This window comes from Pseudomonas faucium, from assembly GCF_021602585.1.
GTDB lineage: Bacteria > Pseudomonadota > Gammaproteobacteria > Pseudomonadales > Pseudomonadaceae > Aquipseudomonas > Aquipseudomonas faucium.
In genome coordinates, this window is sequence record NZ_BQIP01000021.1 from 57668 (window position 1) to 83018 (window position 25351).

Here is a 25351-nt window from a genome sequence, read left to right on the forward strand (position 1 = left end):
GGACACGCCGGTCATGACCCCCGATATCCGCTTGCTGGTTCTGCCGTTGCCGGACTTTGCCCTGCTGCCCTTTGGCGCCTTTCTCGACAAGCTGCGTTTCAGTGCAGACGATGAGGACTACAGCCGACAGCGCTATTGCGCCTGGACACTCGGCGGCTTGGCCGGTGAACCGGTGGTGTCGAGCAGCGGGGCGGTGCTGCAGGTCGAGGCCATTGCCGAGCAGCGCCTGGCCGACTACGACTACCTGGTGCTGTTTGGCGGTCGCAATGCCGAGGCAACGGCGCGGTTGGCGGGGCAGTACAAAGGCCTGCTCAAGCGCGCAGCCCGGGCCGGCGTGAAGCTGGTCGGCATCGACAATGCGGCGTTCCTGCTGGCGGCCTGCGGCTTGCTGGACGGGCACAAGGTGGTGGTGCACTGGCGGCACGAGGCCGAGTTTCGCGCCAGCTTCCCCCACCTGGAGCTGCTGCCCGAGCAGTTGTACTGCATCGACGGGGCGCGCATCACCTGCGCGGGAGGCACTGCGGCCATCGACCTGGCGGTCGAGCTGTTGTCACGCAGCTGTGGGCGCGCGCGTGCGCTCAAGGGGTTGGCCGACATGCTGGTGGACGAATCCAGGGACAGCCGCCATGCCTTGCGCTCGCTGGAGGCCGGCCCAGGCCAGGGGCGCCAGGTGCAGCGCGCCCTGGCACTGATGCGTCATCACCTGGCAGCGCGCTTCTCCATCGAGCAGCTGGCGCTGGATCTGGGCATCAGCCGACGCCAGCTGGACCGCCAGTTCCAGGCCAGCCATGGCATGAGCGCCAAGGCCTGGTGGCAGGAGATGCGCCTGCAGCAGGCGCGCTGGCGGTTGCTCAACTCCAGCCACAGCCTGGGGCAGATTGCCGACGAGGTAGGGCTGGGCGATGCCAGCTACCTGGGGCGCTGCGTGCGCCGGCGTTTTGGTTGCACGGCGCTGGCGTTGCGCAGGGGCGCTTGAGGGCACAGAGGCTAGAGCTTGTGGGGTATTCGTGGGAGCGGGCTTGCCCCGCGAAGAGGCACGCCCATACACCTGCGTTGCTTGGCACGGGCTGCGCCCGTGTTCGCGGGGCAAGCCCGCTCCCACAATCAAGGCGCTTGCGCAGCATAAAGCACAGCTTGCTCACTGCGGGGTGCCGAACAGCCCCGTCCAATAGATGCCGGCGTCGCTTTTCGGGTCCACGGCATAGGCGGCGCCGAGCTCGCGGTAGTCCGGGTTCATCAGCGTCGCGCAATGCCCGGGGCTGGCCAGCCAGCCATCCACCACCTTCTGCGCGGTGTCACGCCCGGCGGCGATGTTCTCGCCAATCTGCTGGTACAGGTAGCCTGCCAGCTCCGCACGGTCGCCCGGGGTGCGCCCGTCACGGTCGATATGGTCGAAGAAGTTCTGGTTGGCCATCGCCCGCGTATGGGTCGCCGCCACGCCGGCCAAGGTGGTGTTCCAGCTCAGTGCCGGCGCTGCGGCGAACGGCTGGCCGCCGCATTGGCGCGGCGCCTTGCGCGCAACGTTGATCGCCTGCAGCAGCTTCTGCCCCTCGGCCTGCCAGTCGCCCAGGCGCCCGCTGAGCAGCGGGCGGGCGAGGACGATGCGCCAGTCGCGGCCCTCCTGGCTGACACCGATATCGACGAACTGCGGGTCGAGCACCACCTGGCAGAAGCTCTCTTCGATGGCATGCATGGCGGCGCGGGCATCGCGGGGGCCGGACAGGCTGATGGCCTGGACATTGACCATCGGGTAGGCGGCGCGGGTCATGGCCTGTTGCAGGTCGCGGGTACCTTCCGGCGACAGGTCCAGGCGGGTGTCGCTGTTGAGCGGCGGCAGTTCCAGCGATGCCTCGCCACCACAGGGCTGGGCCTGGCTGCGGTAGGCATTGATCGAATCGATCAGCTGCGCCTCTTCGCCGGTGGCAGCCAGGCTCCCGGTCGAGATGACCAGGCCCAGCGACAAGGCGGCAACGGATGACAGGACGCGCATGTGGATCTCCCTGTGACTGGCAGCGTCTTGGTATGCGCTGCTCATCCTACACAAGCCCAGGGTTTTTGGCCCGGAATCGTGCGAAGCAAAGTTGAGCGCCGGCAAAGGCTTGCGGGCGGCAAAAGAGGGAGTAGACCATGGGTCGCCAGAAAAGTGCGAACGGTTGGTAATCATTCGCACCATCAGCCACCGCTGATGCGCTCAGCGTGCCAGGGCCTGGTTGGGTTTGTAGAACAGGAAGTGCCGGGTCTCGGCCGTCTTGCGGTAGGCCTTGGCCCAGTCGGGATGTACGTTGCGGTCATGGAAGTAGAGTGCGCCGCCGGTTGTATCCTTGAGCTGCTGATTGAGTGCCTTGCGCGCGATTTCCTTGGCCACGTCGTAGCGCTGCGCTTCTTCGACCTGGTCGGGGCGCCCGTCGCACCACCAGGAAAACTGGCACGACTTGCTTTCCACCCCTTGCTTGACCACGCCGCAGATGGTGTTGGGGAAGCCCTCGTGGCCCAGGCGGTTGAGCACCACGCTGGCGACCGCGCTCATGTCCTGCGCATCGGCGCCCTTGGCTTCCCAGTAGATGGTGCGGGCCAGGCAGGTGATGCTGTCATCCATCGGCGCCTGGCCTGCGGGGTCGACTGCCTTGACTTCGCCGGGGGTCAGGGTCTCGGTCTTTTTCGGCGGAGGGGCGTCATTGGCCACCTTTTCTTCGAGCACCTGCGCCTTGTCTTCGGCCACTGCGGCCTTGGCAGTGTCGGCGGCATGCAAGGGGCCTGCGAGCAGGGCCGTGGTCAATCCGATCACCATCCACGAGCAGCGCATGGTTGAGCTTCCCAAATGTGCGTTGCCTCACAGTCTAGCCAAGCGCCATCACTTGAGCGTAAGCATTAGCACCAAAGGCAGGGTGACGGCGGCGAGCACGGTCTGCAGGGCGATGATGGTGGCCATCAACGGGGCATTGCCGCCCATCTGCCGGGCCATGACGTAGGACGATGATGCCGTTGGCAGCGCCTGGAACAACACCGCCACCACCGCCGCCTGGCCACCCAGGCCCAGCAGCCGGCACAGGCCCCAGGTGGTCAGCGGCATGACCAGGAACTTGAACATCGACGCCGCCATCAGCGGCCGCACCTGTTGGCCAACGCTCGCACCGCCCAGCGCCGCGCCTACGCACAGAAGGCCCAGGGGCAGGGCCGCCTGGCCCAGGGCCTTGACCGTCGGCTCCAGGCCCGCCGGCAGGCCCAGCCCGGTCACCCGCAGCAGCAGCCCGCCGGCGCAGCCGACGATCAACGGGTTGGCAAAAATGGCCCGCAGCACCGTGGCCGGCGAGCTGTGGCGGGCGCTGAAGCGCGCGAACACCAGCACGCACAGCAGGTTCACCAGCGGCACGATGGCAGCGTTGGCCACGGCCGCCAGGGCGATGCCGGCGCTGCCGTAGATGCCGGCGGCGAGGGTGGCGCCGATGTAGTTGTTGAAGCGCACGCCACCCTGGAACACCGAGGTGAAATCGGCGCCATCATGGTTCACCGCGCCTTGGTAGAGCACCAGCAGCACGGCGCCGAGCAGGGTCGAGAGCATCAGCACACCGACCATGCCCAGCACCGGCACGCCATCGAGGTTGGCAGTGGCCAGGCCATGGAGAAACAGCGACGGCAGCAGCACGTAGTAGCTCAGGCGTTCGGCACCTGGCCAGAAGCTCTCGGCGAGAAAGCCGCGGATGCGCAGCAGCGTGCCCAGGGCAATCAGCAGGATGATGGGCACTAAGGTGGTGAGCAGCAGGTGGAGCATGGCGGGCGTTCCGTGATCGGGTACGGGCACAGGTTAGTCGCACCGATCAATCATTAAAAACGCGTATTTCTGCAGCCACCGTTGAGGAAAACTGCACGGTCAGTCACGCCTCAAGTGCAGTCTTGAGCACCGCGCTCAAATGCCGCCGCTGGCTTTTCTCGTGTTCCAGAAGCACCACCCGGCGTTTGAGCTGTGGCTCGCCGAAGGGCAGGCAGGTTGCCGCTGGCAGCCTTTGCAAGTCGTCGTCAGCCATCGGGATGATCGCCACCCCCAGCCCCATGACCGCCATGCTCGCCAACGCTTCCTGGCTGTCCAGCTCCATCTGTTCACTGACCTGCAGGTGCTGGCGGCGCAGCTCCTGCTCGATCTGCCGGCCCGCCCAGGCGCGCTTGTCGAAGCGCAGGAAAGGCTGGCTGGCCAGCAACTGGGGCAGGCTCTGGCCGGCGAGTTCGGGGCTGGCGATGGCCCAGAAGCGGTCTTCGAACAGCGGGGTGAAGTCCAGGCTCTGCGGGTAGGGCATGACCGGCTCGGTGGTGATCGCCGCATCCAGCTCGCCGTCCTCCACGCGCCGCGCCAGCTCTGCCGACATGCCCGAGGCCACGCTGATGTGCAGGTCCGGGTGGTGCGCCTTGATCCACACCAGCGCCTTGGGCAGGCGGCGCGCCAGCACGGTGTGGATCGCGCCGAGCCGTAGGCGGCCACGCAGGCTCGGCCCGCTGGCCAGGGCATCGGCCAGTTCGTCGTAGGCCGCCAGGATGGTTTCAGCGCGCGCCACCGCCAGCTGCCCGGCCTCGGTCAGCACCACCTGGCGCCGGCTGCGGTCGAACAGCACCACCTGCAGTTCGTCTTCGAGGGTCTTGATGTGCAGGCTCACCGCCGACGGCGTCAGGCTGAGCAGGTCGGCGGCACGGGCGAAGGTGCCGTGGCGGGCGATGGTCACCAGGGTGCGCAGGGCTTTGAGAGACACGCGGGCAGGCTCCGGGGTTGAGCGGGCGAGGCGCTATTGTGTTTCAGTCTGTGGCTGGAGGGAATGCCCGCAGGCCTTGGCAGTCCGATCTCTTGCGCGGGCGCTATGCCCGTGTCACCTGCCATGGAGAAAACCGATGAAAGCAGCGCTATTGACCGCATTACTGGCCTCTACCGGCCTCGCCCAGGCCGCGCAGACCGTGGAGCTGAAGCTCGCCGGGCCAGACGGCCCCGGCAAGTCGATCGGCACCATCAGCATCGAGCAGAACCAATACGGCACCCTGCTGACCCCCGACCTCAAAGACCTGCCGCCGGGCGTGCATGGCTTCCACTTGCACCAGAACCCGTCCTGCGCCCCCAGCGAAGAAAACGGCAAGCCCGTGCCCGCCGGCGCGGCAGGTGGCCACTGGGACCCGGGCAAGAGCAATGCGCACAAGGGCCCGTATGACGACAGCGGCCACCGCGGCGACTTGCCGGCGCTTTATGTCGGTGCAGACGGCAAGGCCAGCTACCCGGTGCTGGCGCCGCGGCTCAAGGCTGACGACTTCAAGGGCCACGCGTTGATGGTGCATGCCGGCGCTGACAACCACAGCGACCATCCGGAAAAACTCGGCGGTGGTGGTGCCCGCTTCGCCTGCGGCGTCGTGCAGTAACGCGCCTCAGGGCTGGCGCTCGGCCACCGCCCGCAAGGTGCGCAGGGTCACGACCGGCGCATCCACCACGAAGCGGTTGGCCAGCCAGCCGGGCACATCGCCGGCCGGGTCGGCCTGCAACTGGTAGGTCACTTCGGTTTCGCGCTCGCCCAGCGGCTTCATCACCCACTCGCCATTGAGGTGCTGCACGCGGATCAGCCCGGGTTCCTCGGGCAGCTTGTTGGGCTCGGCGCTCAGGTGGCGCACCAGGGTGCCGTCGTCCAGGCGCTCGGTGGTGACCTTGAGGATGATGTCGCGCGGCAGCGTCGGCCACGGCAGGTTGGTGGTCAGGTACACCCAGGTGCTGTCGCCGTCGACCCCGACCAGGCGCATCTGGTCACAGGCATACAGCCATTTGCAGGCCACGCGCAGGTTTTCCTGCAGGTCGACCAGGGTGCGCACGCTGGCCTTGATGGTGCTGACACCACGAAATTGCTGGTAGGGGGAATCGGCCGCGCCGCTGAGGTAGACGCGAATGCCTTCGCGGTCGTAGGCCAGGTTCCAGCCATCGTCGGCCAGGGCGCTGGTGGCCAGCAGCAGGGCGCCAAGCAGCAGGCAGCGGTTCATGGCGAGTACCGCGCAAAAGGGGAAACTGCAGTATGCGCGGCAAAAACGAAGCCCGCCAGGTTGGCGGGCTTCGTTCAGCAACCTGGGATCAACGCTTGGGGTTGAGGGTCAGGTGCACGTGACGGTTGACGTCCTTGTACAGCAGGTAGCTGAACTTGCCTGGGCCGCCGGCGTAGCACGCCTGCGGGCAGAAGGCGCGCAGCCACATGAAGTCGCCGGCTTCCACTTCGACCCAGTCCTGGTTCAGGCGGTACACCGCCTTGCCTTCGAGCACGTACAGGCCGTGTTCCATGACGTGGGTTTCAGCGAACGGAATCACGCCGCCCGGCTGGAAGGTGACGATGTTGACGTGCATGTCGTGGCGCATGTCGGCCATGTCGACGAAGCGGGTGGTGACCCAGCGGCCTTCGGTGCCCGGCATTTCGATGACGGTGGCGTTGTCGCGGTGGGTGACGAACGACTCGGGGATGTCCAGGCCTTCGACCTTCTGGTAGTGCTTGCGCAGCCAGTGGAAGGTGACGTTGGACTTGCTGTTGTTGCGCAGGCTCCATTCGGCGCCTGGGGCGAGGAAGGCGTAGCCGCCCTGGCCCAGGGTGTGGAGCTTGCCTTCGACGGTGATGTCGATTTCGCCTTCGACGACGAACACTACGGCTTCGGCGTTCGGGTCTTGCTCAGGGCGCTCGCTGCCGCCTTCCGGCGCCACTTCGACGATGTACTGGGCGAAGGTTTCGGCGAAACCGGTCAGCGGGCGGGCGATGACCCACATGCGCATCTTGTCCCAGAACGGCAGGTGGCTGGTGACGATGTCACGCATCACGCCCTTGGGGATGACGGCATAGGCTTCGGTGAACATGGCACGGTCAGTCAGCAGCTCGGTTTGAGCCGGGTGCCCACCGTGGGGGGCGAAGTAGGAGTGATTCGACATGAACGGTCTCGACTTGTTGTTCTCTCCCCGTGCCTTGGACCACACCGGCCGGTGCGTGCAGGGGATGTGCGGACAGCATATGGGCCAGCCCGCGGCATCCACAAATTAAATGTTGAAATACCCGGTATTTGCTTACTGAATGTGCACCTGCTGGCCTGCATGGGCCTCTGGCAGGCGGTCGCCCTTGCCGAACAGCTTGTGGCGCAAGGTGCCCTCGGCATAGCTCAGGGGATAGCGACCGCGGCGTTGCAGCTCCGGTATCAGCAGCTCGACGACGTGGGTGAGGTCGTCCGGCTGCACGGCGTAGGTCAGGTTGAAACCGTCCACGCCGGTCTGGTCCAGCCAGTGCTCCAGCTGGTCGGCGATGGCCTGCGGATCACCCACCAGCACCGGGCCGCGGCCGCCAAGGCCGACGAACTCTGCCGCTTCGCGCACGGTCCAGCGCCGGTTCGGGTCGGCGGCGGTGAAGGCCGCCAGCGCGGCGCGGCCGGCGTCGTTCTCGACGTATTCGATATGGGTGTCCGGGTCGAGGCCGGCGAAGTCGATGCCGGTCCAGCCCGACAGCAGGGCGAGGGCGGCGTTCAGGTCGACGTAGCGGCGGTACTCGGCAAAGCGCGCCTGGGCCTCTTGCGTGGTAGGGGCGACGATCAGCAGCGCCTGGGCATAGATCAGCACCTCGTCGCGGCCACGCCCGGCCTCCTCACTGGCAAGGCGGATGCCGTCGGCATAGCGGCGCAGCACCGTGGGCGTCGGCCCGCTGATGAACACGCATTCGGCATGGCGGGCGGCGAACTGCTGGCCACGCGCCGAGGCGCCAGCCTGGAACAGCACCGGGGTGCGCTGCGGTGACGGCTGGCACAGGTGCATGCCAGGCACCTGGAAATGCTCGCCGGCATGGCCGATGGCGTGCACCTTGCTCGGGTCGATGTAGCGGCCGGTGTCGCGCTCAAGGCGCACGGCGTCGTCTTCCCAGCTTTTTTCCCAGAGCTTGTACAGCACCTGCAGGTATTCCTCGGCCAGGTCGTAGCGCTGGTCGTGGCCAAGCTGGCGAGCCAAGCCCAGGTTGCGGGCGGCGCTGTCCAGGTAGCCGGTGACGATGTTCCAGCCAACCCGGCCATTGCTCAGGTGATCGAGGGTGGACATGCGCCGGGCGAAGGGATACGGGTGCTCGTAGGTCAGCGAAAAGGTCACGCCAAAGCCCAGGTGCTCGGTTACCCCGGCCATCGCCGGCACCAGCAGCAGCGGGTCGTTGACCGGCACTTGCACGCCGCCGCGCAGGGCGGCTTGCGGGCCGCCCTGGTAGACGTCGTAGATGCCCAGCACGTCGGCGATGAACAGCGCATCGAACAGCCCGCGTTCGAGCAGGCGTGCCAAATCGGTCCAGTAGTCCAGGCGGTTGAAGGCCACGCTGGTGTTGCGTGGGTGGCGCCACAGGCCAGGCGACTGGTGGCTGGCGGCATTCATGCTGAAGGCGTTGAAGCGGATCGGGCGGGGCATGGCTGGGGCTCTTCGGTCAAGGCAGCACGGAGGTCGGGTAGACGGCATCGGCCACCTGCAGCTTGTGCGGGATCAGGCCCAGGCCCTGGAAGGTGTCGGCCAGCTTCTGCTGTTCGGCGACGATCTGCGGGGTGATGGCCACGGCGTTGTAGTTGCGCCGCTCGCTGGCTACCTGCAGCACGCTGGGGTTGATGCCCAGTTGCGGCGCCAGCAAGGCGGCAACCTCGGCAGGTTTGGCGTTGGCCCACTGGCTGACCTTGCCCAGCTCTGTGAAGAAGGTCTTGAGCAGCGCGCGGTGCTGGTCGGCGAAGGCCGCGGTAGACAGGTAGAAGGTGCGGTTGTTGGTCAGCCCGCTGCCATCGCGCAGGCTTTTGAGGCCCGGCTGGCTTTGCGCGGCGGCGAGGAACGGGTCCCACAGGGTGGCGGCCTGCACGCTGCCCGACTGCAGGGCGGCCACGGCATCGGCAGCATTGTTGACGTAGGCCGGGGTGATGTCCTGGTAGCTCAGGCCGGCCTGCTCCAAGGCCACGGCCAGCAGGTACTGGGCATTCCAGCCACGGCCGGTGGCCACGCGCTTGCCTTTGAGGTCCTGCACGCTGGCCAGCTGGTCCTGCTCGCGCACCACCAGGCCGATGCCGCGCGGGTAGGGCTGTTCGGCGGCGAGGTAGACCACCGGTTTGCCGGCGGCCTGGGCGAACACCGAGGGCGCATCGGCAGCGTGGCCCAGGTCGATGGCACCGGTGCTCAGCGCTTCGAGCAGTTGCGGGCCGGCGGCGAACTCGTGCCAGGTCACTTTCACGCCTTGCGGGGCCAGGGCTTTTTCCAGCGCGCCGCTGCCTTTGAGGATGTTGATGCTGTTGAATTTCTGGTAGCCGATACGCAGGGTCTTGGCGTCATCGGCGACGGCGCTGGACCAAGGCAGCAGGGCGCTGGCGACGGTGGCCAGGAGGCCGCCGACTAGCAGGCGGCGCAGGGGCGAGAAGGCACGGGCGGGCATGGGAGAAGCTCCTTGAACGGCTGGCTGGGGATGTTTCCAGCCTAAGGAGATGGCGATTGGCTTTCAATTTTTTAATTCCATTTGGTTAGATTGATTTGTTCTTTTTATATCCTTTTGTGTGTGGATGATTTCGCCTGACGCCACGCTCGCGAGAAGGTTCCGGCGCATTGACATTTTTTTCACATTCCACTGCTAGGATCCTTTGCACTTTCCAGGAGCCCCAAGCCCATGCCCATCCTGCGCCAGCGCGGCACCCGTATCGCCCTGACCACCACTGCTGCAGTGCTCACCGCCACCCTCGGTTTCTTCGCCTGGCAAAGTTTCTACCCGGTCCAGGCCAGCAATGGCTGGGGCGTCGATGTGCTGCACCGCGACGTGACCAAGGCCGCCTCGCTGCTGGTGCAGGCCGATGGCAGCCTGCTGGTCAGCCGCGAACTGGACGATGGCCGCGGCAGCATCCTCAAGATCACCGCCCAGGGCGAGCGCGTGGTCCTGATCGACAAATTGTCCAAATCCGACGGCATGGTCGCAGCCCAGGGCGGTTGGGTGTTCAGCCAGGAGGGCGGGCAGGCGCCGGTCAGCCTGTCGCGTGATGGCCAGGTCACCCACCTGTTCGACGGCGACAGCGTGCAGGGGCTGTGGAACGATGGCGACCACCTGTACGCGATCGAGGACCGCAAGGGCAATGGCCGGCTGATGCGCTACGAGTGGGCCAGCGGCAAGCTCGAGGTGCTGCGCGCCAACCTGACCGAAACCGAAGGCCTGACCCGCTGCGCCGACGGCCGCCTGCTCTACACCGAAAAAGCCACCGGCAAGGTGCGTGCGCTGGCCGACGATGGCCAGGACCCGGTGGTGGTCGAGGGCCTGCGCAACCCCACCTTCCTGCTGTGCGACCAGCGTGGCCTGTGGATCAGCGAAGACAGCACCCACCGTGCCCGCCTGCTGCGGGTCGATGCCGACGGCACCCAACACACGGTGCTGACCTTCCTCAAGGCGCCCCAGGCCATCACCCCGGACGGCAAGGGCGGTTACCTGCTGGCCGAAGGTGGCCGCAACCGGGTCTTGCACCTGACGCCGCCAGCCGAGCAAAGCACCGCCCAGCGCTAACTACCAGCGTCACGACGAACTTAGGTGGTGGCGCTCATCACGCAGCCGCCCAAGCAGGATCGCGGCGGCGTTACTCGGCCACCAGCAACAGCGACTGCGGCACGGCGCTCTGCGGGTGTTGCGGCTCCTGCAGGCTGGCCAGCCTGAACCCGGCCATGTCCAGTGCATTCAGCCAGCTGGCCAGGGTGCGGAAGTACCACGGCATGGGCTTCCAGTGCCCGGCGAAGCCGCTGAAGGACTCCTCGCGCCAGCCATCCTGGTAGTCGCCGTTGGCCACGCTCCAGGGGTGCAAGGTCTGGATCAGCATCGCGCCCCCGGGTACCAGCAGCGTCTTCAGGGTGGCGAGCAGGGGGATGATGTCCTGCTGCAGCAGGGCGAAGTTGGCGCAGATCAGGTCGTAACCGGCACCTACGCCTTTGGCGCTTTCGACCAACTGCTCATAGCTGGCCTGGTACACCCGCGGCGAACCGGCCGCCTGCGCCGCGGCGACCAGCGCAGCGTCGCCATCCACGCCGGTGGCGTCGATGCCGCGATCGGCCAGGGCGCGCAGCAGCCAACCTTCGCCGCAGCCCAGGTCCAGTACCCGCTCAGGCTGGCGCGCCAGGATGGCCAGCAGGATCGCCTGGTCGGTCACTTGCCGGCGGCTTTCGATGGCGCCGCTGCGCACGGCGTCGATCCAGGCCTGGGCATTGTGCTGCCAGCTTCGCAGCACGGCGGTTTCGCGGCTTGGCATTGCACCCTCCAGTGCAGTGGGGTTGCTCAAGCATAGGCGTCCGCCGCAGGGTTTTGCGCTGCCGCCCGCTCGATGCCTTGCAGGGCTGGCCGGCCATAGAACAGCAGCGCGGTCGCCCAGCTGGCGAACCAGACGACGATCCCGGCCCAGAAGGTGTGCGACATGTAGTGCCAGCCCTGCAGCACCCGCGTGGTGCCATACACGAAACCAATCAAGAGGATCGCCACCAGCAGCTTGCGTGCATGCTGCCAGCGGTGGCGCAGGGCCACGAAGTACAGGGCCAGCAGGGTGAAGCCACTGGAGGCGTGGCCACCAGGCCAGCAGCGGCCATCGCCGGCCTTGCTCAGCAGGGTGAAGTTCTCATACCACTCCTTTTGCAGCTCATGGCCACCGTACAGGGTGGTTTCCACCGGGCAATACACGCTGGTGTGGCTTTTCAGGTAGTGGATCACCGTGGTGCTCAGGGCGAAGGCGACCACCACATACAGCAAGTCGCGGCGATGCTGGGCGGTAAAGCGCAGTACCGGGCTGATCCGGGTCTTGTCGAACAGGCGGGTTATCCCCGCGTTCGGGTGGTTCTGCAGGCGTGGCCAGATGAACGACAGCAGCGAGCCGATCACCGCCGCCTCGCCGGTCCAGTCCGGCAGGATGCGTGGCCACTTGTGGGTAACCTTCTCGAACCACTGGTCATGCAGCAGCGGGAAGCTGCCGGTGGCCGGGTCGATCAGCAGGTTGCTGATCCAGCGGTCCAGCTCGGTGAGGTCGAACAGCAAAAAGACCGCCACAGCCAGCGCCAGCGGCAATGCCAGGTTGTTGATGTAGAACGTGGTGCGTGAAGGGGTTGATGTGGTTTTGGACATGGTTCTGGACATGGTTACTTCCCTGTGACGCTGACGAGTTCGCGCCATTGTTTGGCATTGAGTTGGCCCAGGATATGGGGTTTGCCGTCGCTGCCCTTGGTGACGAACAGCGCGCTGGCGTAGCCACTGTCACGCTGGCCGCCGGGTACGTCCAACTGACGTTCCAGTTGGTCGATGCAGCCGCTGTGGGTCACCAGGATCAGGTTGCGGGCATCACGCTTGTGGGCAAACGCGGCGTCGGCGAACGTGCTGTCGCATCGCATCAGCCAGTCCTGGGTTTCGATGGCCTTGCCGAAAATGAACGATGCGGTCTGGCGGGTGCGCACTTCCGGGCTTGCAAGCACATCGGCCGCGCCCAGGCCCAGCTGCCTGATGCCGTCGCCCACGGCCTGCGCCGCCTGGCTGCCATCGACGGTGATGCCGCTGGGGTCATCGAGGCAGGCATGGTTGGAGCGATCGCAGCGTTCGGCATGGCGCACCAGCACAATCACCTCGCCCTTGGCCCAGGCCGCGTAGACGCCGTGCTCGCTCATCTGTTGCACGCTGCCCAGGTCGCTGACCTGGGGGCGGGAAAAATGCCAAAGGCCAAGCAACGACACCGCCAGCAGCCCGCCAAACAGCCAGTGCAAGCGCCGACGCCTGAGGCGCGCGGGGCGCAGGGGTGTATCGATCACATTCTCCAGCATGCTGGCACTCCAGGGCTCGGGTCCGAAGGGTGGGCCGCCTGGCCTGTCACCCGAAACTGGCGGCACATTAGCCTTGTGTTTGTGGCGCTGGAGTGAAGCGGATGTGAAAAATATGCAGGACGTACAGCCTGGACGCTGGCCATACCCGACAAAATCCGTCAGCTAAGCTTGTGCAGGACTTTTCCGACAGCGAGTTCGCGGGAGTAGAAATGAACATCACGCTCAAATCGAAGCTGCTGGTGGCCGGCATGACGCTGGCCTGGGGCATGCTCAGCGCCCAGGCCGCCGAGAGCAAGAAGGTCGATGTGCTGCTGGTGGGCGGCGGCATCATGAGCTCGACCCTGGCGGTGTGGCTCAACGAACTGGAGCCTGGCTGGTCGATGCAGATGGTCGAGCGCCTGGACAAGGTGGCCGAGGAAAGCTCCAACGGCTGGAACAACGCCGGCACCGGCCACTCCGCCCTGGCCGAGCTCAACTACACCCCGGAAAAGGACGGCAAGATCGACATCAGCAAGGCGGTGGAGATCAACGAGTCGTTCCAGGTCACCCGCCAGTTCCTCGCCTGGCAGGTCAGGCAAGGCGTGCTGAAGAACCCGCACTCCTTCATCAACACCACCCCGCACATGAGTTTCGTCTGGGGTGACGACAATATCCGCTTCCTCAAGAAGCGCTACGAAGCGCTGCAGGCAAGCCCCCTGTTCAAGCCCATGCAGTACTCCGAAGACCCCGCGCAGATCCGCAAGTGGGTACCGCTGATGATGGAAGGCCGCGACCCGAACCAGAAGCTTGCGGTGACCTGGACGCCCATCGGTACCGACGTCAACTTCGGTGAGATCACCCGGCAGTACGTGGCCTACCTGCAGTCGCAGCCCAATTTCGACCTCAAGCTCTCCACCGAAGTCGAGGCCATCACCCGCAACGACGATGGCTCCTGGCATGTGGAGTACAAGAACCTCAAGGATGGCAACAAGGCCGCCAGCGATGCCAAGTTCCTGTTCATCGGTGCCGGTGGTGCGGCGTTGCCGCTGTTGCAGAAATCCGGCATCGATGAGGCCAAGGACTATGCCGGCTTCCCGGTGGGCGGCTCGTTCCTGGTGACCGACAACCCGACCATTGCCGAGCAGCACATGGCCAAGGCCTATGGCATTGCCGCCACCGGTGCGCCGCCGATGTCGGTGCCGCACCTGGACACCCGTGTGCTCGATGGCAAGCGCATGATCCTGTTCGGGCCGTTCGCCACGTTCTCGACCAAGTTCCTCAAGCAGGGCTCGCTGCTCGACCTGTTCGCCAGCGTGAGCGTGCACAACACCTGGCCGATGGTGCGTGTGGGCGTGCGCGAGTTCGACCTGGTGCAATACCTGGTAGGCCAGGTGCTGCAGTCCGACGATGACCGCTTCGACGCCCTGCGCACCTACTTCCCCAAAGCGAACAAGGCTGACTGGCGCCTGTGGCAGGGGGGCCAGCGCGTGCAGATCATCAAGAAAGACCCACAGCTGGGCGGCGTGCTCAAGCTCGGCACCGAAGTCGTGACCTCCAAGGACGGCAGCATCGCCGGCCTGCTCGGCGCCTCGCCAGGCGCTTCCACGGCGCCGCCAATCATGCTCGATTTGCTGAACAAGGTGTTCAAGGACAAGGTGGCCTCGGCGGCCTGGCAGGCGAAGATCAAGCAGATCATCCCTTCGTATGGCATGCACCTGAACGATCATCCTGACGAGGTGCTCAAGGAGTGGGCGTATACCAACGAGGTGCTGCAGCTGAACCCGCCGACGGCTGCGGCCGCACCAGCGACCGCACCCTAGGCGAGGGCTAGACTTACGACGAGACATCATCATCTTTCAAAAATGACCACCGCCCCCTCGGACCGGACTTCCCCCGTCGACGGTGGCCTTCTTGCAGAGGAGGGCTGGTCATGGACGAGGCAAGGCTTCACGATTTCATGGGCAAGCTGGTGGGCGACATGGGCGCGGCGGCGACCCTGGCCAATGTCATCCTCGGTGACGAGCTGGGGCTCTATCGGGCCATGGCCGACAGCCAGCCGACCACGCCCGAGGCGCTGGCCGCCCGGACCGGTTGCCACCCGCGGTTGGTGCGCGAATGGCTCAATGCCCAGGCGGCGTCGGGCTACATGACCCACGACAAAGGCCAGTTCGTACTGCCCGAGGAACAGGCCATGGCCCTGGCGCTGGAGGATTCCCCCGCCTACATGGCTGGCGGTGCGGCGGTGGTGGCGGCGCTGTTCCACGACAAGGACAAGCTGGTGGCCGCCATGCGCGGCGATGGCGGCCTGGCCTGGGGCGACCATCACCCCTGCATGTTCAGCGGCACCGAGCGGTTCTTCCGGCCGGGCTATCGCACCTTCCTTGTAGCCCAGTGGCTGCCGGCGCTCGACGGCGTCGTCGCCAAGCTGCAGGCCGGGGCGAAAGTGGCGGATGTGGGCTGCGGGCATGGCGCTTCCACGCTGGTGATGGCCCAGGCGTTCCCTGCATCGACGTTCGTTGGCTATGACTACCATGCGCCGTCCATCGCCACGGCCACCACGCGCGCGCGCGAGGCAGGGCTGGAGGGGCGCGTGAGCTTCCAGCAGGCCTCGGCCAAGGATTACCCGGGCCATGACCATGACCTGGTGTGCTTTTTCGACTGCCTGCATGACATGGGCGATCCGGTCGGTGCGGCGCGGCACGCCTACCGGGCGCTGAAGGCCGACGGTACGGTGATGCTGGTGGAACCGTATGCCGAGGATTCCCTGGACGGCAACCTGACGCCGGTGGGGCGCTTGTTCTATGCCGCGTCGACCTTCATCTGCACGCCGAACTCGCTGTCCCAGGAAGTGGGGCTGGGGTTGGGTGCGCAGGCGGGTGAGGCACGCTTGCGAGCGGTGTTGGAGGAGGCGGGGTTCAAGCAGTTTCGGCGAGCGACGCAGACGCCGTTCAACCTGATTCTGGAGGCCAGGAAGTAGCGACTGCCCCACAGATACCTGTGGGAGCCGGCTTGCCGGCGATAGGGCCGCAACAGGCAAAAAAGAAGGGGCGCCCTATGGGCGCCCCTTCTGTCTACTGCTTAGGCTTCAGCGTCCCAGGGACGATCGCCTTTTTCATCTTTCACGCGGGTCGGCAGGCCCATCACGTCCAGCGCCTTGAGGAACGGCTCGGCTGGCAGCTCCTCGACGTTGACCATGCGCTTGGCATCCCACTCGCCACGGGCGACCAGCAAGGCGGCGGCCACAGGCGGCACGCCAGCGGTGTAGGAAATGCCCTGGCTGTCGGTCTCGGCGTAGGCCTCTTCGTGGTCGGCCACGTTGTAGATGAACACTTCGCGCGGCTGGCCGTCCTTGGTGCCCTTGACCAGGTCACCGATGCAGGTCTTGCCGGTATAGCCGGGGGCCAGCGAGGCCGGGTCAGGCAGCACGGCCTTGACCACCTTGAGCGGTACCACTTCCAGGCCTTCGGCGGTCTTGACCGGCTGCTCGCAGAGCAGGCCCAGGTTCTTCAGCACGGTGAACACGTTGATGTAGTGCTCGCCGAAGCTCATCCAGAAACGCACGTTCGGCACGTTGAGGTTCTTGGAGATCGAGTGAACTTCGTCGTGGCCGGTGAGGTACAGGTTCTGCGAACCCACCACCGGCAGGTCGTCGGTACGCTTGACTTCGAACATGGTGTTGCTGGTCCACTGGCTGTTCTGCCAGCTCCAGACTTGCCCGGTGAACTCGCGGAAGTTGATTTCCGGGTCGAAGTTGGTGGCGAAGTACTTGCCATGGGAACCGGCATTGACGTCGAGAATGTCGATCGAATCAATGCTGTCGAAATACTGCTGCTGCGCAAGTTTTGCGTAGCTGTTCACCACACCCGGGTCGAAACCGACGCCGAGAATGGCGGTAATGTTCTTTTGTTGGCACTCTTCGAGGTGTTTCCACTCGTAGTTGCCGTACCACGGCGGGGTCTCGCAGATCTTGCCCGGCTCTTCGTGGATGGCGGTGTCCAGGTAGGCGACACCGGTATCGATGCAGGCACGTAGCACCGACATGTTGAGGAACGCGGAACCGACGTTGATCACGATCTGCGATTCGGTCTCGCGGATCAGCGCCTTGGTCGCCTCGACATCGAGGGCGTTGAGCGAGAAGGCCTGGATGTCGGCGGGTACCTTGAGGCTACCCTTGGCCTTGACGCTGTCGATGATGGCCTGGCATTTGGAGATGTTCCGTGACGCGATAGCGATACGACCCAGTTCGTCGTTATGCTGCGCGCACTTGTGGGCCACCACCTTGGCGACACCTCCTGCACCAATGATAAGAACGTTCTTCTTCAATTTACCTGTTGCTCCTTACTTTTGAGTGCCGGTCTTACGACAGGCTGGAAACGTAGTCTTCGAAACCGAACTCGCGCACCAGTTCGACGCTGCCGTCGAGCTGCTTGACCGCAATGGACGGCATCTTCAAACCGTTGAACCAGTTTTTCTTGACCATGGTGTAGCCCGCCGTGTCGATGAACGACAGGCGATCGCCGATGGCCAGCGGGCGATCGAACTGGTACTCGCCGAAGATGTCACCGGCCAGGCACGATTTGCCGCAGACCATGTAGGTGTGCTCGCCATCGTTGGGGGCCATCTTGGCGTTGAGGCGGTAGATCAGCAGGTCGAGCAGGTGCGCTTCGATCGAGCTGTCGACCACGGCCAGGTGCTTGCCGTTGTACAGGGTGTCGAGCACGGTCACTTCCAGCGAGGCGCTGTTGGTGATGGCGGCCTCGCCCGGCTCCAGGTAGACCTGTACGCCGTACTTTTCCGAGAAGGCCTTCAGGCGCGCGCAGAACGCATCGACCGCGTAGTCTTCGCCGGTGAAGTGGATGCCGCCACCCAGGCTCACCCATTGGACCTTGTGCAGCAGGTGGCCGAAGCGCTCTTCGATGTGCGTGAGCATCTTGTCGAACAGGCCGAAGTCACCGTTCTCGCAGTTGTTGTGGAACATGAAGCCGGAGATCTGTTCGATGACCTTCTCGATCTTCTCCGGGTCCCACTCGCCCAGGCGGCTGAACGGGCGCGCCGGGTCGGCCAGCAGGTAGTCGGAGCTGCTCACCTGCGGGTTGACGCGCAGGCCGCGGACCTTGCCTTCGGACTGTTCGGCAAAGCGCTGCAGCTGGCCGATCGAGTTGAAGATGATCTTGTCGCAGTTCTCGAGCATTTCCTCGACCTCGTCGTCGGCCCAGGCCACGCTGTAGGCGTGGGTCTCGCCGGCGAACTTCTGGCGGCCGAGCTTGAGCTCGTAGAGCGACGAAGAGGTGGTGCCGTCCATGTACTGTTGCATCAGGTCGAAGACCGACCAGGTGGCAAAGCACTTGAGGGCGAGCAGGGCCTTGGCGCCGGAGTTTTCGCGCACGTAGGCGATCTTCTCCATGTTGGCCAGCAGCTTGGTTTTATCGATGAGGTAGTACGGCGTCTTGATCATTTAAAGGCCCCCGGCAAGGCCGGCCAAAAAAAGGACACGCATTGTGCCTTCACTTGCTGCATATCGAAAGGGTGGGAGCAGTATTTCGTCGTGCTCGTTGCCCTTGGAGCGGGATTTCTTGCGTTGTGCAGGGGGCATTGGAACAGGGTTGTGTGAACATCCTGATCACGGGGTGTGCAGCTCAATGAAAATCCGATGAACAGCCGCTGCGTGGAGCGCAGCTGGCCAATCTGTAGGGGCGGGTGCGGTGGATCGTTCGATTACTTGAGTGATCGGCCGGCCTCATCGCCGGCAAGCCGGCTCCCACAAGGTTCGGTGCAGGGTCTCCCACAGGGTTCGGTGCAAGGTCTGTGGGAGCCGGCTTGCTGGCGATGAGGCCGGCAAGATCAACGTCAATCGACCTGCTTCAACCAATCCTGAATCTGCCCCAGTGTCGCCGTGGCCCCGCCACACACCACCACCAGCACGTTCTGGTAGCCGCTCAATGCCTTCGCTTCATAGGCCACCGCCAACGCCGCCCCGCAGGCAGGCTCCACCAGCACGCGATGATCGTTCAGGAACCGCTCGCACGCTTGCAGCGCCGCACGATCGCTCACCAGCACACTGTGCACCGGGTGCTCGCGCACGCACACCAACGCCTGGTCTGCCACCCGCTTGGCACCCAGCGAGGTGGCCACCGAAGCGATGCGCTCCAGCTCCACCGAATGGCCCGCCTGCACCGCCGCGTGCAGCGAAGCGGCGCCTTCGGTCTCTACCGCCAGCACCGGCACATCATGCCAGCCATTGCGCTTGAGGCCTTCGACCACGCCGCTGAGCAGCCCGCCGCCACCCACCGACAGCAGCACTGCGTCAGGCTTGTAGCCCGCCGCCGCCAGCTCGTCGACCAGGCTGGCATGGCCGGCCCACAGCAGCGGGTCATCGAAGGGGTGAATGAAGGCATCGTTCGGCCCGACCAGGGTTTGCGCCAGCGCGTTGGCCTCCTGCCAGGAGCTGCCATGCACCACCACCTTGGCGTCTTCCTGATGCAGCAGCTCCTTGGCCCGCTCGGTGGTGGTTTCAGGCACCACTACCGTTACCGGCACGCCCAGTTTGCGACCGGCATAGGCCACCGCCAGGCCGGCATTGCCGCCGGAGGAGGAAACGAAATGGCGCGCGCCACGGGCATGGTGGACTTCGCAGGCATGGCCCACGCCACGCAGCTTGAACGAGCCGCAGGGCTGCAGGGCATCGAGCTTGAGCCAGACCGCACGGCCAGCGGCCAGCGAAAGAGGGCGGGATTCGATCAGGGGGGTGTGGATGTGCAGGGTCATCAAGGAGCTCCACGACGCTTCATTCGGTATGAGCAGAGAGGGCCAATGCTCGAGGGAGGGCTGAATGGTAGCGCGTGTCGCCTGGTGCATGTCGTTGAATTTGTGGTGATGTTGAAATCGAGCGCCGCCCGCGCGGCGCATCGCGGATAAATCCGCTCCTACATTCATTGCAACGTGCCACGGTCTGTCAGGCCATGGTCGTCCGCTTCTAGCGCCCGCCGAGAAATCGCGTCGTGCCACCAAGGCTGACAACCATGGCCTATCAGGCATAGGTACGTTGCAACAAATGTGGGAGCGGATTTATCCGCGATGCGCCGCGCGGGCGGCGCTCGATTTACGCAACGATGCAAACCTCTAGCGAACAATCATCCCAGCGCAGGCGTGCGCGGCGGGATCATGCGGCGCGAGCCGGTCGACTCGAATGCGGCCGCGAAGCTCAGCAGGTTGTTGTCGCTGTAGGCGCGGCCGGCGAAGGTCAGGCCCACCGGCATGCCGATGTCGGCCATCACGCCCATCGGCACGGTCACGGTCGGCACGCCCAGGTGGCGGATGGCGAGGTTGCCGTTGGCCACCCAGATCCCGTTGCTCCAGGCGATGTCCGCAGAGGCCGGGTTGACGTCGGCATCGGCCGGGCCCACGTCGGCCACGGTCGGGAACAGCACGGCGTCCAGGCCCAGGTTGTCCATCCAGTCTTCCAGGTCGAGCTTGCGGGTCTTCTCCAGGCCGCGCAGGCCGTCGGGCAGGGTTTCGATCTGGTCCCAGGTCTTCAGGCCGCGCTTGGCCATGTTGACGTACTCGTCCATGCCGGCAGCCAGGTCGTCCTCACGGTTGGGCAGGGTGCCCGGGTCGTGGGGGAAGATCTGCGGGCCATCGACGTCGGCCAGGCGGTTGAGCTTGGGGTCGTCGTTGGCGCGCAGGAAGTCGTCGAACGCCCAGCCCGACAGCTCCCACAGCTCGTCGTGGAGGAATTCCTTGCTGACGATGCCGCGGTTGTACACGGTGGGTGCGCCCGGGCGGTCGCCTTCGCAGTTGGACACCAGCGGGAAGTCCACTTCGATGACTTCGGCACCGGCCGCTTCCAGGGCCTGGCGGGCCTGCTGCCACAGGTCGATGACGGTGACGCGGGTGTTGATGCGCTGGCCGGTCGGGCCGCCGATGCCCGGTTTTTCCGAAGTGCCGGCCTCAGGGTCGGCATTGATGTACATGCGCGGCACGCCGAAACGCTTGCCCTTGAGCGAGCTGGCATCGACCGCCAGGTCCAGGTAGGACGCCGGGCGCACCTTCGAGGCGGCCGGGATCGGCACCCACGGCTGCAGGCGCCACAGGTCGCCACGCGGGTCGGCGTCGTCGGCCACCACCACGTCGAGGATTTCCAGCAGGTCGGCCATGGTCCGGGCATACGGCACCACCACGTCCATGGTCGGCGTCAGCGGCCAGTTGCCGCGCACCGAGATCACCCCACGCGAGGGGGTGTAGGCGCACAGGCCGTTGTTCGAGGCAGGGCCACGGCCGCTGGACCAGGTTTCCTCGGCCAGGCCGAAGGCGCTGAAGCTGGCGGCGGTCGCGGTACCGGCGCCGTTGGAGGAGCCAGAGGCGAACGGCGCGGTCAGGTAGTTGGCGTTGTACGGGCTTTCGGCGCGGCCATACACGCCGCGCTGCATGCCGCCATTGGCCATCGGCGGCATGTTGGTCTTGCCCAGGCACACGGCACCGGCGGCGCGCAGGCGCTCGATGGTGAAGGCGTCGCGCTGGGCCACCAGGTCCTTGAAGGCCGGGCTGCCGGAGGCGGCTGTCAGGCCCTTGACCAGGTAGCTGTCCTTGGCGGTGTAGGGGATGCCATCCAGTGGGCTCAGCAGCTGGCCCTTGGCGCGGCGGGCGTCGGAAGCCTCGGCTTCTTTCAACGCTTCTGGGTTGCGCACTACCACGGCGTTCAGGGCGGTGGCGGTATCGGCTCCATCGTAGGCGTCGATACGCGCCTGGTAGGCCTTGACCAGCTCGACCGCCGTCGTGCGGCCTGCTTCGAGCGCATCGCGCAGCTCGGCAATGGAAACCTCGGTTACCTCGATCATGCTTTCACCAAAAATTGTGCAGGTGGGGGCTTTTGCGAGGAGTGTACAAGAAGGTGCCAGGGGAGGGAGGTTTGCGCGGCAGAAATGGTTTTTTGCAAGGGGGCATTGTCGCCCCGGTGGCGGCGGGCTTGCCCCGCGAAAGGGCCGCAAGGCGGCCCCGTTACGCTCAGTCCAGGTCCGCCGCGGCATGCCGCTCGGGCACCTGGGTGTCTTCATCGCCCCAGGTGCGGTTGACCCGCGTGCCGCGTTGCACGGCCGGCCGCTGGGCAATCTCTTCGGCCCAGCGCTGCACCTGTGGGTACTCGTGCACCGCCAGGAACTCCGCCGCGCCATACAGGTTGCCGCGCACCAGCTGGCCATACCAGGGCCACACGGCAATGTCGGCAATGCTGTATTCGTCGCCACCGAGGTAGCGGCTTTCGGCCAGGCGGCGTTCGAGCACATCCAGCTGGCGCTTGGCTTCCATGGTGAAGCGGTTGATGGCGTACTCGAACTTCTCCGGCGCATACACATAGAAGTGGCCGAAGCCACCGCCCAGGTACGGCGCCGCGCCCATCTGCCAGAACAACCAGTTCAGGCTTTCGGTGCGTGCGGCAGGGCTCTTGGGCAGGAATGCACCGAACTTTTCGGCCAGGTACAGCAGGATCGAGCCGGACTCGAACACCCGCACCGGCGGTTCGACGCTGCGGTCGAGCAGGGCGGGGATCTTCGAGTTGGGGTTGACCTGGACGAAGCCGCTGGAGAACTGGTCGCCCTCACCGATGCGGATCAGCCAGGCATCGTACTCGGCGCCGGCGTGGCCAAGGGCGAGCAGCTCTTCGAGCAGGATGGTGACCTTCACGCCGTTGGGCGTGGCCAGTGAATACAGCTGCAAGGGGTGCTTGCCCACCGGCAAGTCCTTGTCGTGGGTGGGGCCTGCGATCGGGCGGTTGATGCTGGCGAACTGGCCGCCGGACGCCGCGTCGTTGCGCCAGACCTTGGGCGGGACATAGGGGGGCTTGCTCATGCACGAACTCCTTGAATGGCGTGATGCAGACACATACAGACGTTGACCTGCATCTATGCCATGGGTTCGTCGCCCAGCGCAAATGCATTGCGCGCATGGCGCGGATGCGCCGCCAACGCCATCAGAACGTCGGCGGGGTGATCACCCAGACCACCACGGCGTCCACCTCGCCGGGGTTGCCATAGCGGTGCGGCTCCTGGCTTGAGAAGCTGAAGCTGTCGCCTTCGCTGAGCTGGAAGTAGCGCTCGCCCACCCACAGCTCGAAACTGCCCGAGAGCAGGTAGCCGGCTTCTTCGCCTTCGTGGCTGTAGCTCTGCTGGCTGTAGGTGCCGGGCGGAAAGCGTGAATGCAGCATCTCCAGCTGGCGGTTGGGCTGGGGGGTGAGCAACTGGTCGACGATGCCGTCTTCGTAATGCACGCTCAGCCGGCTGTTGCGCCGCACCACGTAACCCTGGTCTTCGGGGGCGGTGGTGGCTTCGCTGGCGAAGAACCACTGAATGGTCACGCCCAGGCTGCGGGCGATGTTGAACAGCGCCGGGATCGACGGGTACGACAGGTTGCGCTCGAGCTGGCTGATGTAGCCTGCGGTCAGTTCGCTCTGCGCCGCCAGCTCCGCCAGGGTCATGCCCCGGCGTTTGCGCAGGCCGCGAATGCGGGTGCCAAGAAACTGCGGCGCGGCGCCGCCGTCTTCGGCGGCGGGCGGGGTCTGGGGCTGCTGGCTCATGCGCGTCGGTCCATCGGGAAAGCGGCAGTATGGCCAGCCTCAGAGCGCCCAGGCAACTGTCAGGCCATCATGGATCGCCTCCTCGGCGGTGCGCGGCGCCAGGCAGTCGCCGATGCGCCGCACCTCGACCAGCCCGGCCAGTTCCTCGGCCAGGGTGTCTTGCGGCTGGTGGCCCAGGCACAGCACCAGGGTGTCGATGCCCTCGAAGATCATCGGTTCGCCGCTGGCGGTGTGCTGCAGGTACACGGTGTTGTCGTCGCAGCCGTACAAGCGTGCATACGGGGTGATCGGGATGCCCAGGCGATGCAGCTCGCCGGCCAGCTGGTCGCGCACGTACAGCGGCAAGTTTTCCCCGCAATGGGTGCCATTGACCGCCAGCTGCACCTGGTGGCCATCGCGCACCAGGCGTTCGGCGATGCCGGGGCCGACCCAGTCGCAGCGCCAGTCCAGTACCATGACCGAACGGCCTGGGGTCACTTCATTGCGCAGCACTTGCCAGGCATCCACCACCTGCAGTTCGCCGCTGCGTTCGAAGGCCGGCCAGTAGGGCGTCGCGCCGGTGGCGGCGATCACCAGGTCCGGGCGCTCGCGTTCGACCAGGGCGCGATCGACCCGCGTATTACGTACCACGCGTACACCCGCCAATTGCATTTCGCGCTGCAGGTTGGTGCTGGCGCCGCCGAACTCGGCGCGCCGGGGCAGCAGTTGCGCCAGCAGCACCTGGCCGCCGAGCTGCGCGTTGGCTTCATACAACGTGACGTCGTGCCCGCGCGCGGCCGCCACGGCAGCCGCCTTCATGCCGGCAGGGCCGCCGCCTGCCACCATGATGCGCTTGGGCGCGGTGGTGGGCTTGAGCGTGCCGTACTGCAGCTCGCGCCCTGTTTCCGGATGCTGGATACAGGAGATCGGCAGGCCCCGGTGGAAGTGGCCGATGCAGGCCTGGTTGCAGGCGATGCAGGCGCGCACGTCCTCCACCTTGCCTTGCTCGGTCTTGCCCGGCATGTCCGGGTCGCAGATCAGTGCGCGGGTCATGCCGCAGACATCGGCCTGGCCACGGGCCAGGATCAGCTCCGCTTCCTGCGGCTGGTTGATGCGTCCGGTGACGAACAGCGGGATGTCCAGGCGCTGCTTGAAGGTACCGGCCTCGCGGGCCAGATACGCCGGCGCGATGGCCATCGGCGGCACGATGTGCACGGCGCCGCCGAGCGAGGCCGAGGTGCCGGCGACGATGTGCAGGTAGTCGAGCTGGCCTTGCAGGGCTTCGGCGGCGGCCAGCGATTCATCTTCGCTCAGGCCCTCGCTGTCGCGCTCGTCGGCACTGATGCGCAGGCCGACGATAAAGTTTTCGTCGGTGGCCGCGCGCACGGCCTGCAGCACTTCGCGCAAAAAGCGCAGGCGCTGTTCCAGGCCGCCGTTGTAGCCGTCGCTGCGCAGGTTGACCCGTGGGTTGAGGAACTGCGCCGGCAGGTAGCCATGGCTGGCCACCACTTCGACGCCATCCAGCCCGGCCTGGTAGAGGCGGCGGGCGGCATCGGCATAGCCCTGGACGATCTCGTCGATCATCGCCTGGTCCAGCGCCCGTGGCATCACCCGGAACCGTTCGTTGGGCACGGCCGAAGCCGAGTAGGCGACTGCCAGCAGGCCGTCGGCCGACTCCATGATTTCGCGCCCGGGGTGAAACAGCTGCGACAGCACCACCGTGCCATGGGCATGGCACGCCTCGGCCAGGCGCCGGTAGCCGTCGATGCAGGCATCGTCGGTGGCCATCAGCACATGGGAGGTGTAGCGGGCGCTGTCGTGCACCCCGGCCACCTGCAGCACGATCAGCCCCACGCCGCCTGCGGCGCGGGCGCTCTGGTAGGCGATGAGCTTGTCGTTGACCAGGTTGTCGCTGGGCAGGCAGGTGTCGTGGCCGGTGGACATGATGCGGTTCTTCAGGCGCTTGCCACGGATCTGCAAGGGCTCGAACAGGTGAGCGAAGGCGGTCGACATGCGGTGCTGCTCCCGTG

Annotated in this window: 23 protein-coding genes; 5 read left to right on the top strand and 18 right to left on the bottom strand. The window is 65.8% G+C overall.

Annotated elements, in window-relative coordinates:
• Nucleotides 1-13 precede the first annotated feature (13 nt).
• Nucleotides 14-976: a GlxA family transcriptional regulator gene (locus L6D75_RS21265; protein WP_176515197.1), complete on the top strand. Its 963-nt coding sequence runs from the start codon at nt 14-16 to the stop codon at nt 974-976.
• Between the two features lie 162 nt (nt 977-1138).
• Here L6D75_RS21265 and L6D75_RS21270 read toward each other — a convergent pair whose 3' ends face one another.
• From L6D75_RS21270 to L6D75_RS21285, 4 genes are all read right to left on the bottom strand, one after another.
• Entirely contained in the window at nt 1139-1990 is an 852-nt protein-coding gene (locus L6D75_RS21270; protein ID WP_176515195.1) for a CAP domain-containing protein, read from the bottom strand.
• A 201-nt stretch (nt 1991-2191) separates the two neighbouring features.
• A complete protein-coding gene (locus tag L6D75_RS21275) occupies nt 2192-2803 on the bottom strand; it encodes a cell wall hydrolase (RefSeq protein ID WP_176515193.1) in 612 nt (203 codons plus the stop codon).
• A gap of 48 nt (nt 2804-2851) precedes the next feature.
• On the bottom strand, nt 2852-3769 hold the full coding sequence (locus L6D75_RS21280) for an AEC family transporter (protein ID WP_176515192.1): 918 nt from the start codon (nt 3767-3769) through the stop codon (nt 2852-2854).
• A gap of 103 nt (nt 3770-3872) precedes the next feature.
• Nucleotides 3873-4736, bottom strand: a complete 864-nt coding sequence (locus L6D75_RS21285) for a LysR family transcriptional regulator (RefSeq protein WP_176515190.1) — start codon at nt 4734-4736, stop codon at nt 3873-3875.
• A 136-nt stretch (nt 4737-4872) separates the two neighbouring features.
• Between L6D75_RS21285 and sodC the strand changes: the two genes are divergently transcribed.
• Complete coding sequence (gene sodC / locus L6D75_RS21290; protein ID WP_176515188.1) at nt 4873-5388, top strand: superoxide dismutase family protein; 516 nt, start codon at nt 4873-4875, stop codon at nt 5386-5388.
• A gap of 6 nt (nt 5389-5394) precedes the next feature.
• On the opposite strand, the gene L6D75_RS21295 is transcribed toward sodC, so the two are convergent.
• The 4 genes from L6D75_RS21295 to L6D75_RS21310 form a co-directional block, all read right to left on the bottom strand.
• Nucleotides 5395-5994, bottom strand: coding sequence for an START domain-containing protein (locus L6D75_RS21295; protein WP_176515186.1), 600 nt, complete (start codon nt 5992-5994; stop codon nt 5395-5397).
• 88 nt (nt 5995-6082) lie between these two features.
• Nucleotides 6083-6919 (bottom strand): bifunctional allantoicase/(S)-ureidoglycine aminohydrolase, encoded by an 837-nt coding sequence (locus tag L6D75_RS21300; RefSeq protein WP_176515184.1) that lies wholly within the window; start codon nt 6917-6919, stop codon nt 6083-6085.
• A gap of 132 nt (nt 6920-7051) precedes the next feature.
• On the bottom strand, nt 7052-8416 hold the full coding sequence (locus L6D75_RS21305; RefSeq protein WP_176515182.1) for an LLM class flavin-dependent oxidoreductase: 1365 nt from the start codon (nt 8414-8416) through the stop codon (nt 7052-7054).
• A gap of 16 nt (nt 8417-8432) precedes the next feature.
• Nucleotides 8433-9413, bottom strand: coding sequence for an aliphatic sulfonate ABC transporter substrate-binding protein (locus L6D75_RS21310; RefSeq protein ID WP_176515179.1), 981 nt, complete (start codon nt 9411-9413; stop codon nt 8433-8435).
• A 228-nt stretch (nt 9414-9641) separates the two neighbouring features.
• Here L6D75_RS21310 and L6D75_RS21315 point away from each other — a divergent pair, with 228 nt between their 5' ends.
• Nucleotides 9642-10520, top strand: a complete 879-nt coding sequence (locus L6D75_RS21315) for an SMP-30/gluconolactonase/LRE family protein (protein WP_176515177.1) — start codon at nt 9642-9644, stop codon at nt 10518-10520.
• Between the two features lie 70 nt (nt 10521-10590).
• Here L6D75_RS21315 and L6D75_RS21320 read toward each other — a convergent pair whose 3' ends face one another.
• Genes L6D75_RS21320 through pmrG form a run of 3 tightly spaced genes read right to left on the bottom strand, consistent with a single transcriptional unit; the run spans nt 10591 to nt 12799 of the window.
• Entirely contained in the window at nt 10591-11253 is a 663-nt protein-coding gene (locus L6D75_RS21320; RefSeq protein ID WP_176515176.1) for a class I SAM-dependent methyltransferase, read from the bottom strand.
• Between the two features lie 26 nt (nt 11254-11279).
• Complete coding sequence (locus tag L6D75_RS21325) at nt 11280-12125, bottom strand: phosphatase PAP2 family protein (RefSeq protein WP_236193799.1); 846 nt, start codon at nt 12123-12125, stop codon at nt 11280-11282.
• 2 nt (nt 12126-12127) lie between these two features.
• Nucleotides 12128-12799: a lipopolysaccharide core heptose(II)-phosphate phosphatase PmrG gene (gene pmrG, locus L6D75_RS21330; protein ID WP_176515174.1), complete on the bottom strand. Its 672-nt coding sequence runs from the start codon at nt 12797-12799 to the stop codon at nt 12128-12130.
• Between the two features lie 209 nt (nt 12800-13008).
• On the opposite strand from pmrG, the gene mqo reads away from it, so the two are divergent.
• On the top strand, nt 13009-14598 hold the full coding sequence (gene mqo / locus L6D75_RS21335; protein WP_236193800.1) for a malate dehydrogenase (quinone): 1590 nt from the start codon (nt 13009-13011) through the stop codon (nt 14596-14598).
• 110 nt (nt 14599-14708) lie between these two features.
• Entirely contained in the window at nt 14709-15755 is a 1047-nt protein-coding gene (locus L6D75_RS21340; RefSeq protein WP_176515172.1) for a class I SAM-dependent methyltransferase, read from the top strand.
• 101 nt (nt 15756-15856) lie between these two features.
• On the opposite strand, the gene L6D75_RS21345 is transcribed toward L6D75_RS21340, so the two are convergent.
• From L6D75_RS21345 to L6D75_RS21375, 7 genes are all read right to left on the bottom strand, one after another.
• Nucleotides 15857-17101, bottom strand: coding sequence for a saccharopine dehydrogenase family protein (locus tag L6D75_RS21345; protein ID WP_176515170.1), 1245 nt, complete (start codon nt 17099-17101; stop codon nt 15857-15859).
• Between the two features lie 34 nt (nt 17102-17135).
• On the bottom strand, nt 17136-18233 hold the full coding sequence (gene nspC / locus L6D75_RS21350; RefSeq protein WP_176515168.1) for a carboxynorspermidine decarboxylase: 1098 nt from the start codon (nt 18231-18233) through the stop codon (nt 17136-17138).
• Nucleotides 18234-18625: 392 nt separating this feature from the next.
• Nucleotides 18626-19543 carry a pyridoxal-phosphate dependent enzyme gene (locus L6D75_RS21355; protein ID WP_176518323.1) on the bottom strand — a complete coding sequence of 306 codons (918 nt, stop codon included), beginning with the start codon at nt 19541-19543 and terminating at the stop codon, nt 18626-18628.
• A 365-nt stretch (nt 19544-19908) separates the two neighbouring features.
• Nucleotides 19909-21612 (bottom strand): amidase, encoded by a 1704-nt coding sequence (locus tag L6D75_RS21360; RefSeq protein ID WP_176515818.1) that lies wholly within the window; start codon nt 21610-21612, stop codon nt 19909-19911.
• 166 nt (nt 21613-21778) lie between these two features.
• On the bottom strand, nt 21779-22618 hold the full coding sequence (gene yghU, locus L6D75_RS21365) for a glutathione-dependent disulfide-bond oxidoreductase (RefSeq protein WP_176515820.1): 840 nt from the start codon (nt 22616-22618) through the stop codon (nt 21779-21781).
• 121 nt (nt 22619-22739) lie between these two features.
• Nucleotides 22740-23342, bottom strand: a complete 603-nt coding sequence (locus L6D75_RS21370; protein WP_176515821.1) for a cupin domain-containing protein — start codon at nt 23340-23342, stop codon at nt 22740-22742.
• Between the two features lie 39 nt (nt 23343-23381).
• The gene (locus tag L6D75_RS21375) at nt 23382-25334 is read right to left on the bottom strand and encodes an oxidoreductase (protein WP_176515824.1); all 1953 of its coding nucleotides are present in this window, start codon (nt 25332-25334) and stop codon (nt 23382-23384) included.
• Nucleotides 25335-25351 lie beyond the last annotated feature (17 nt).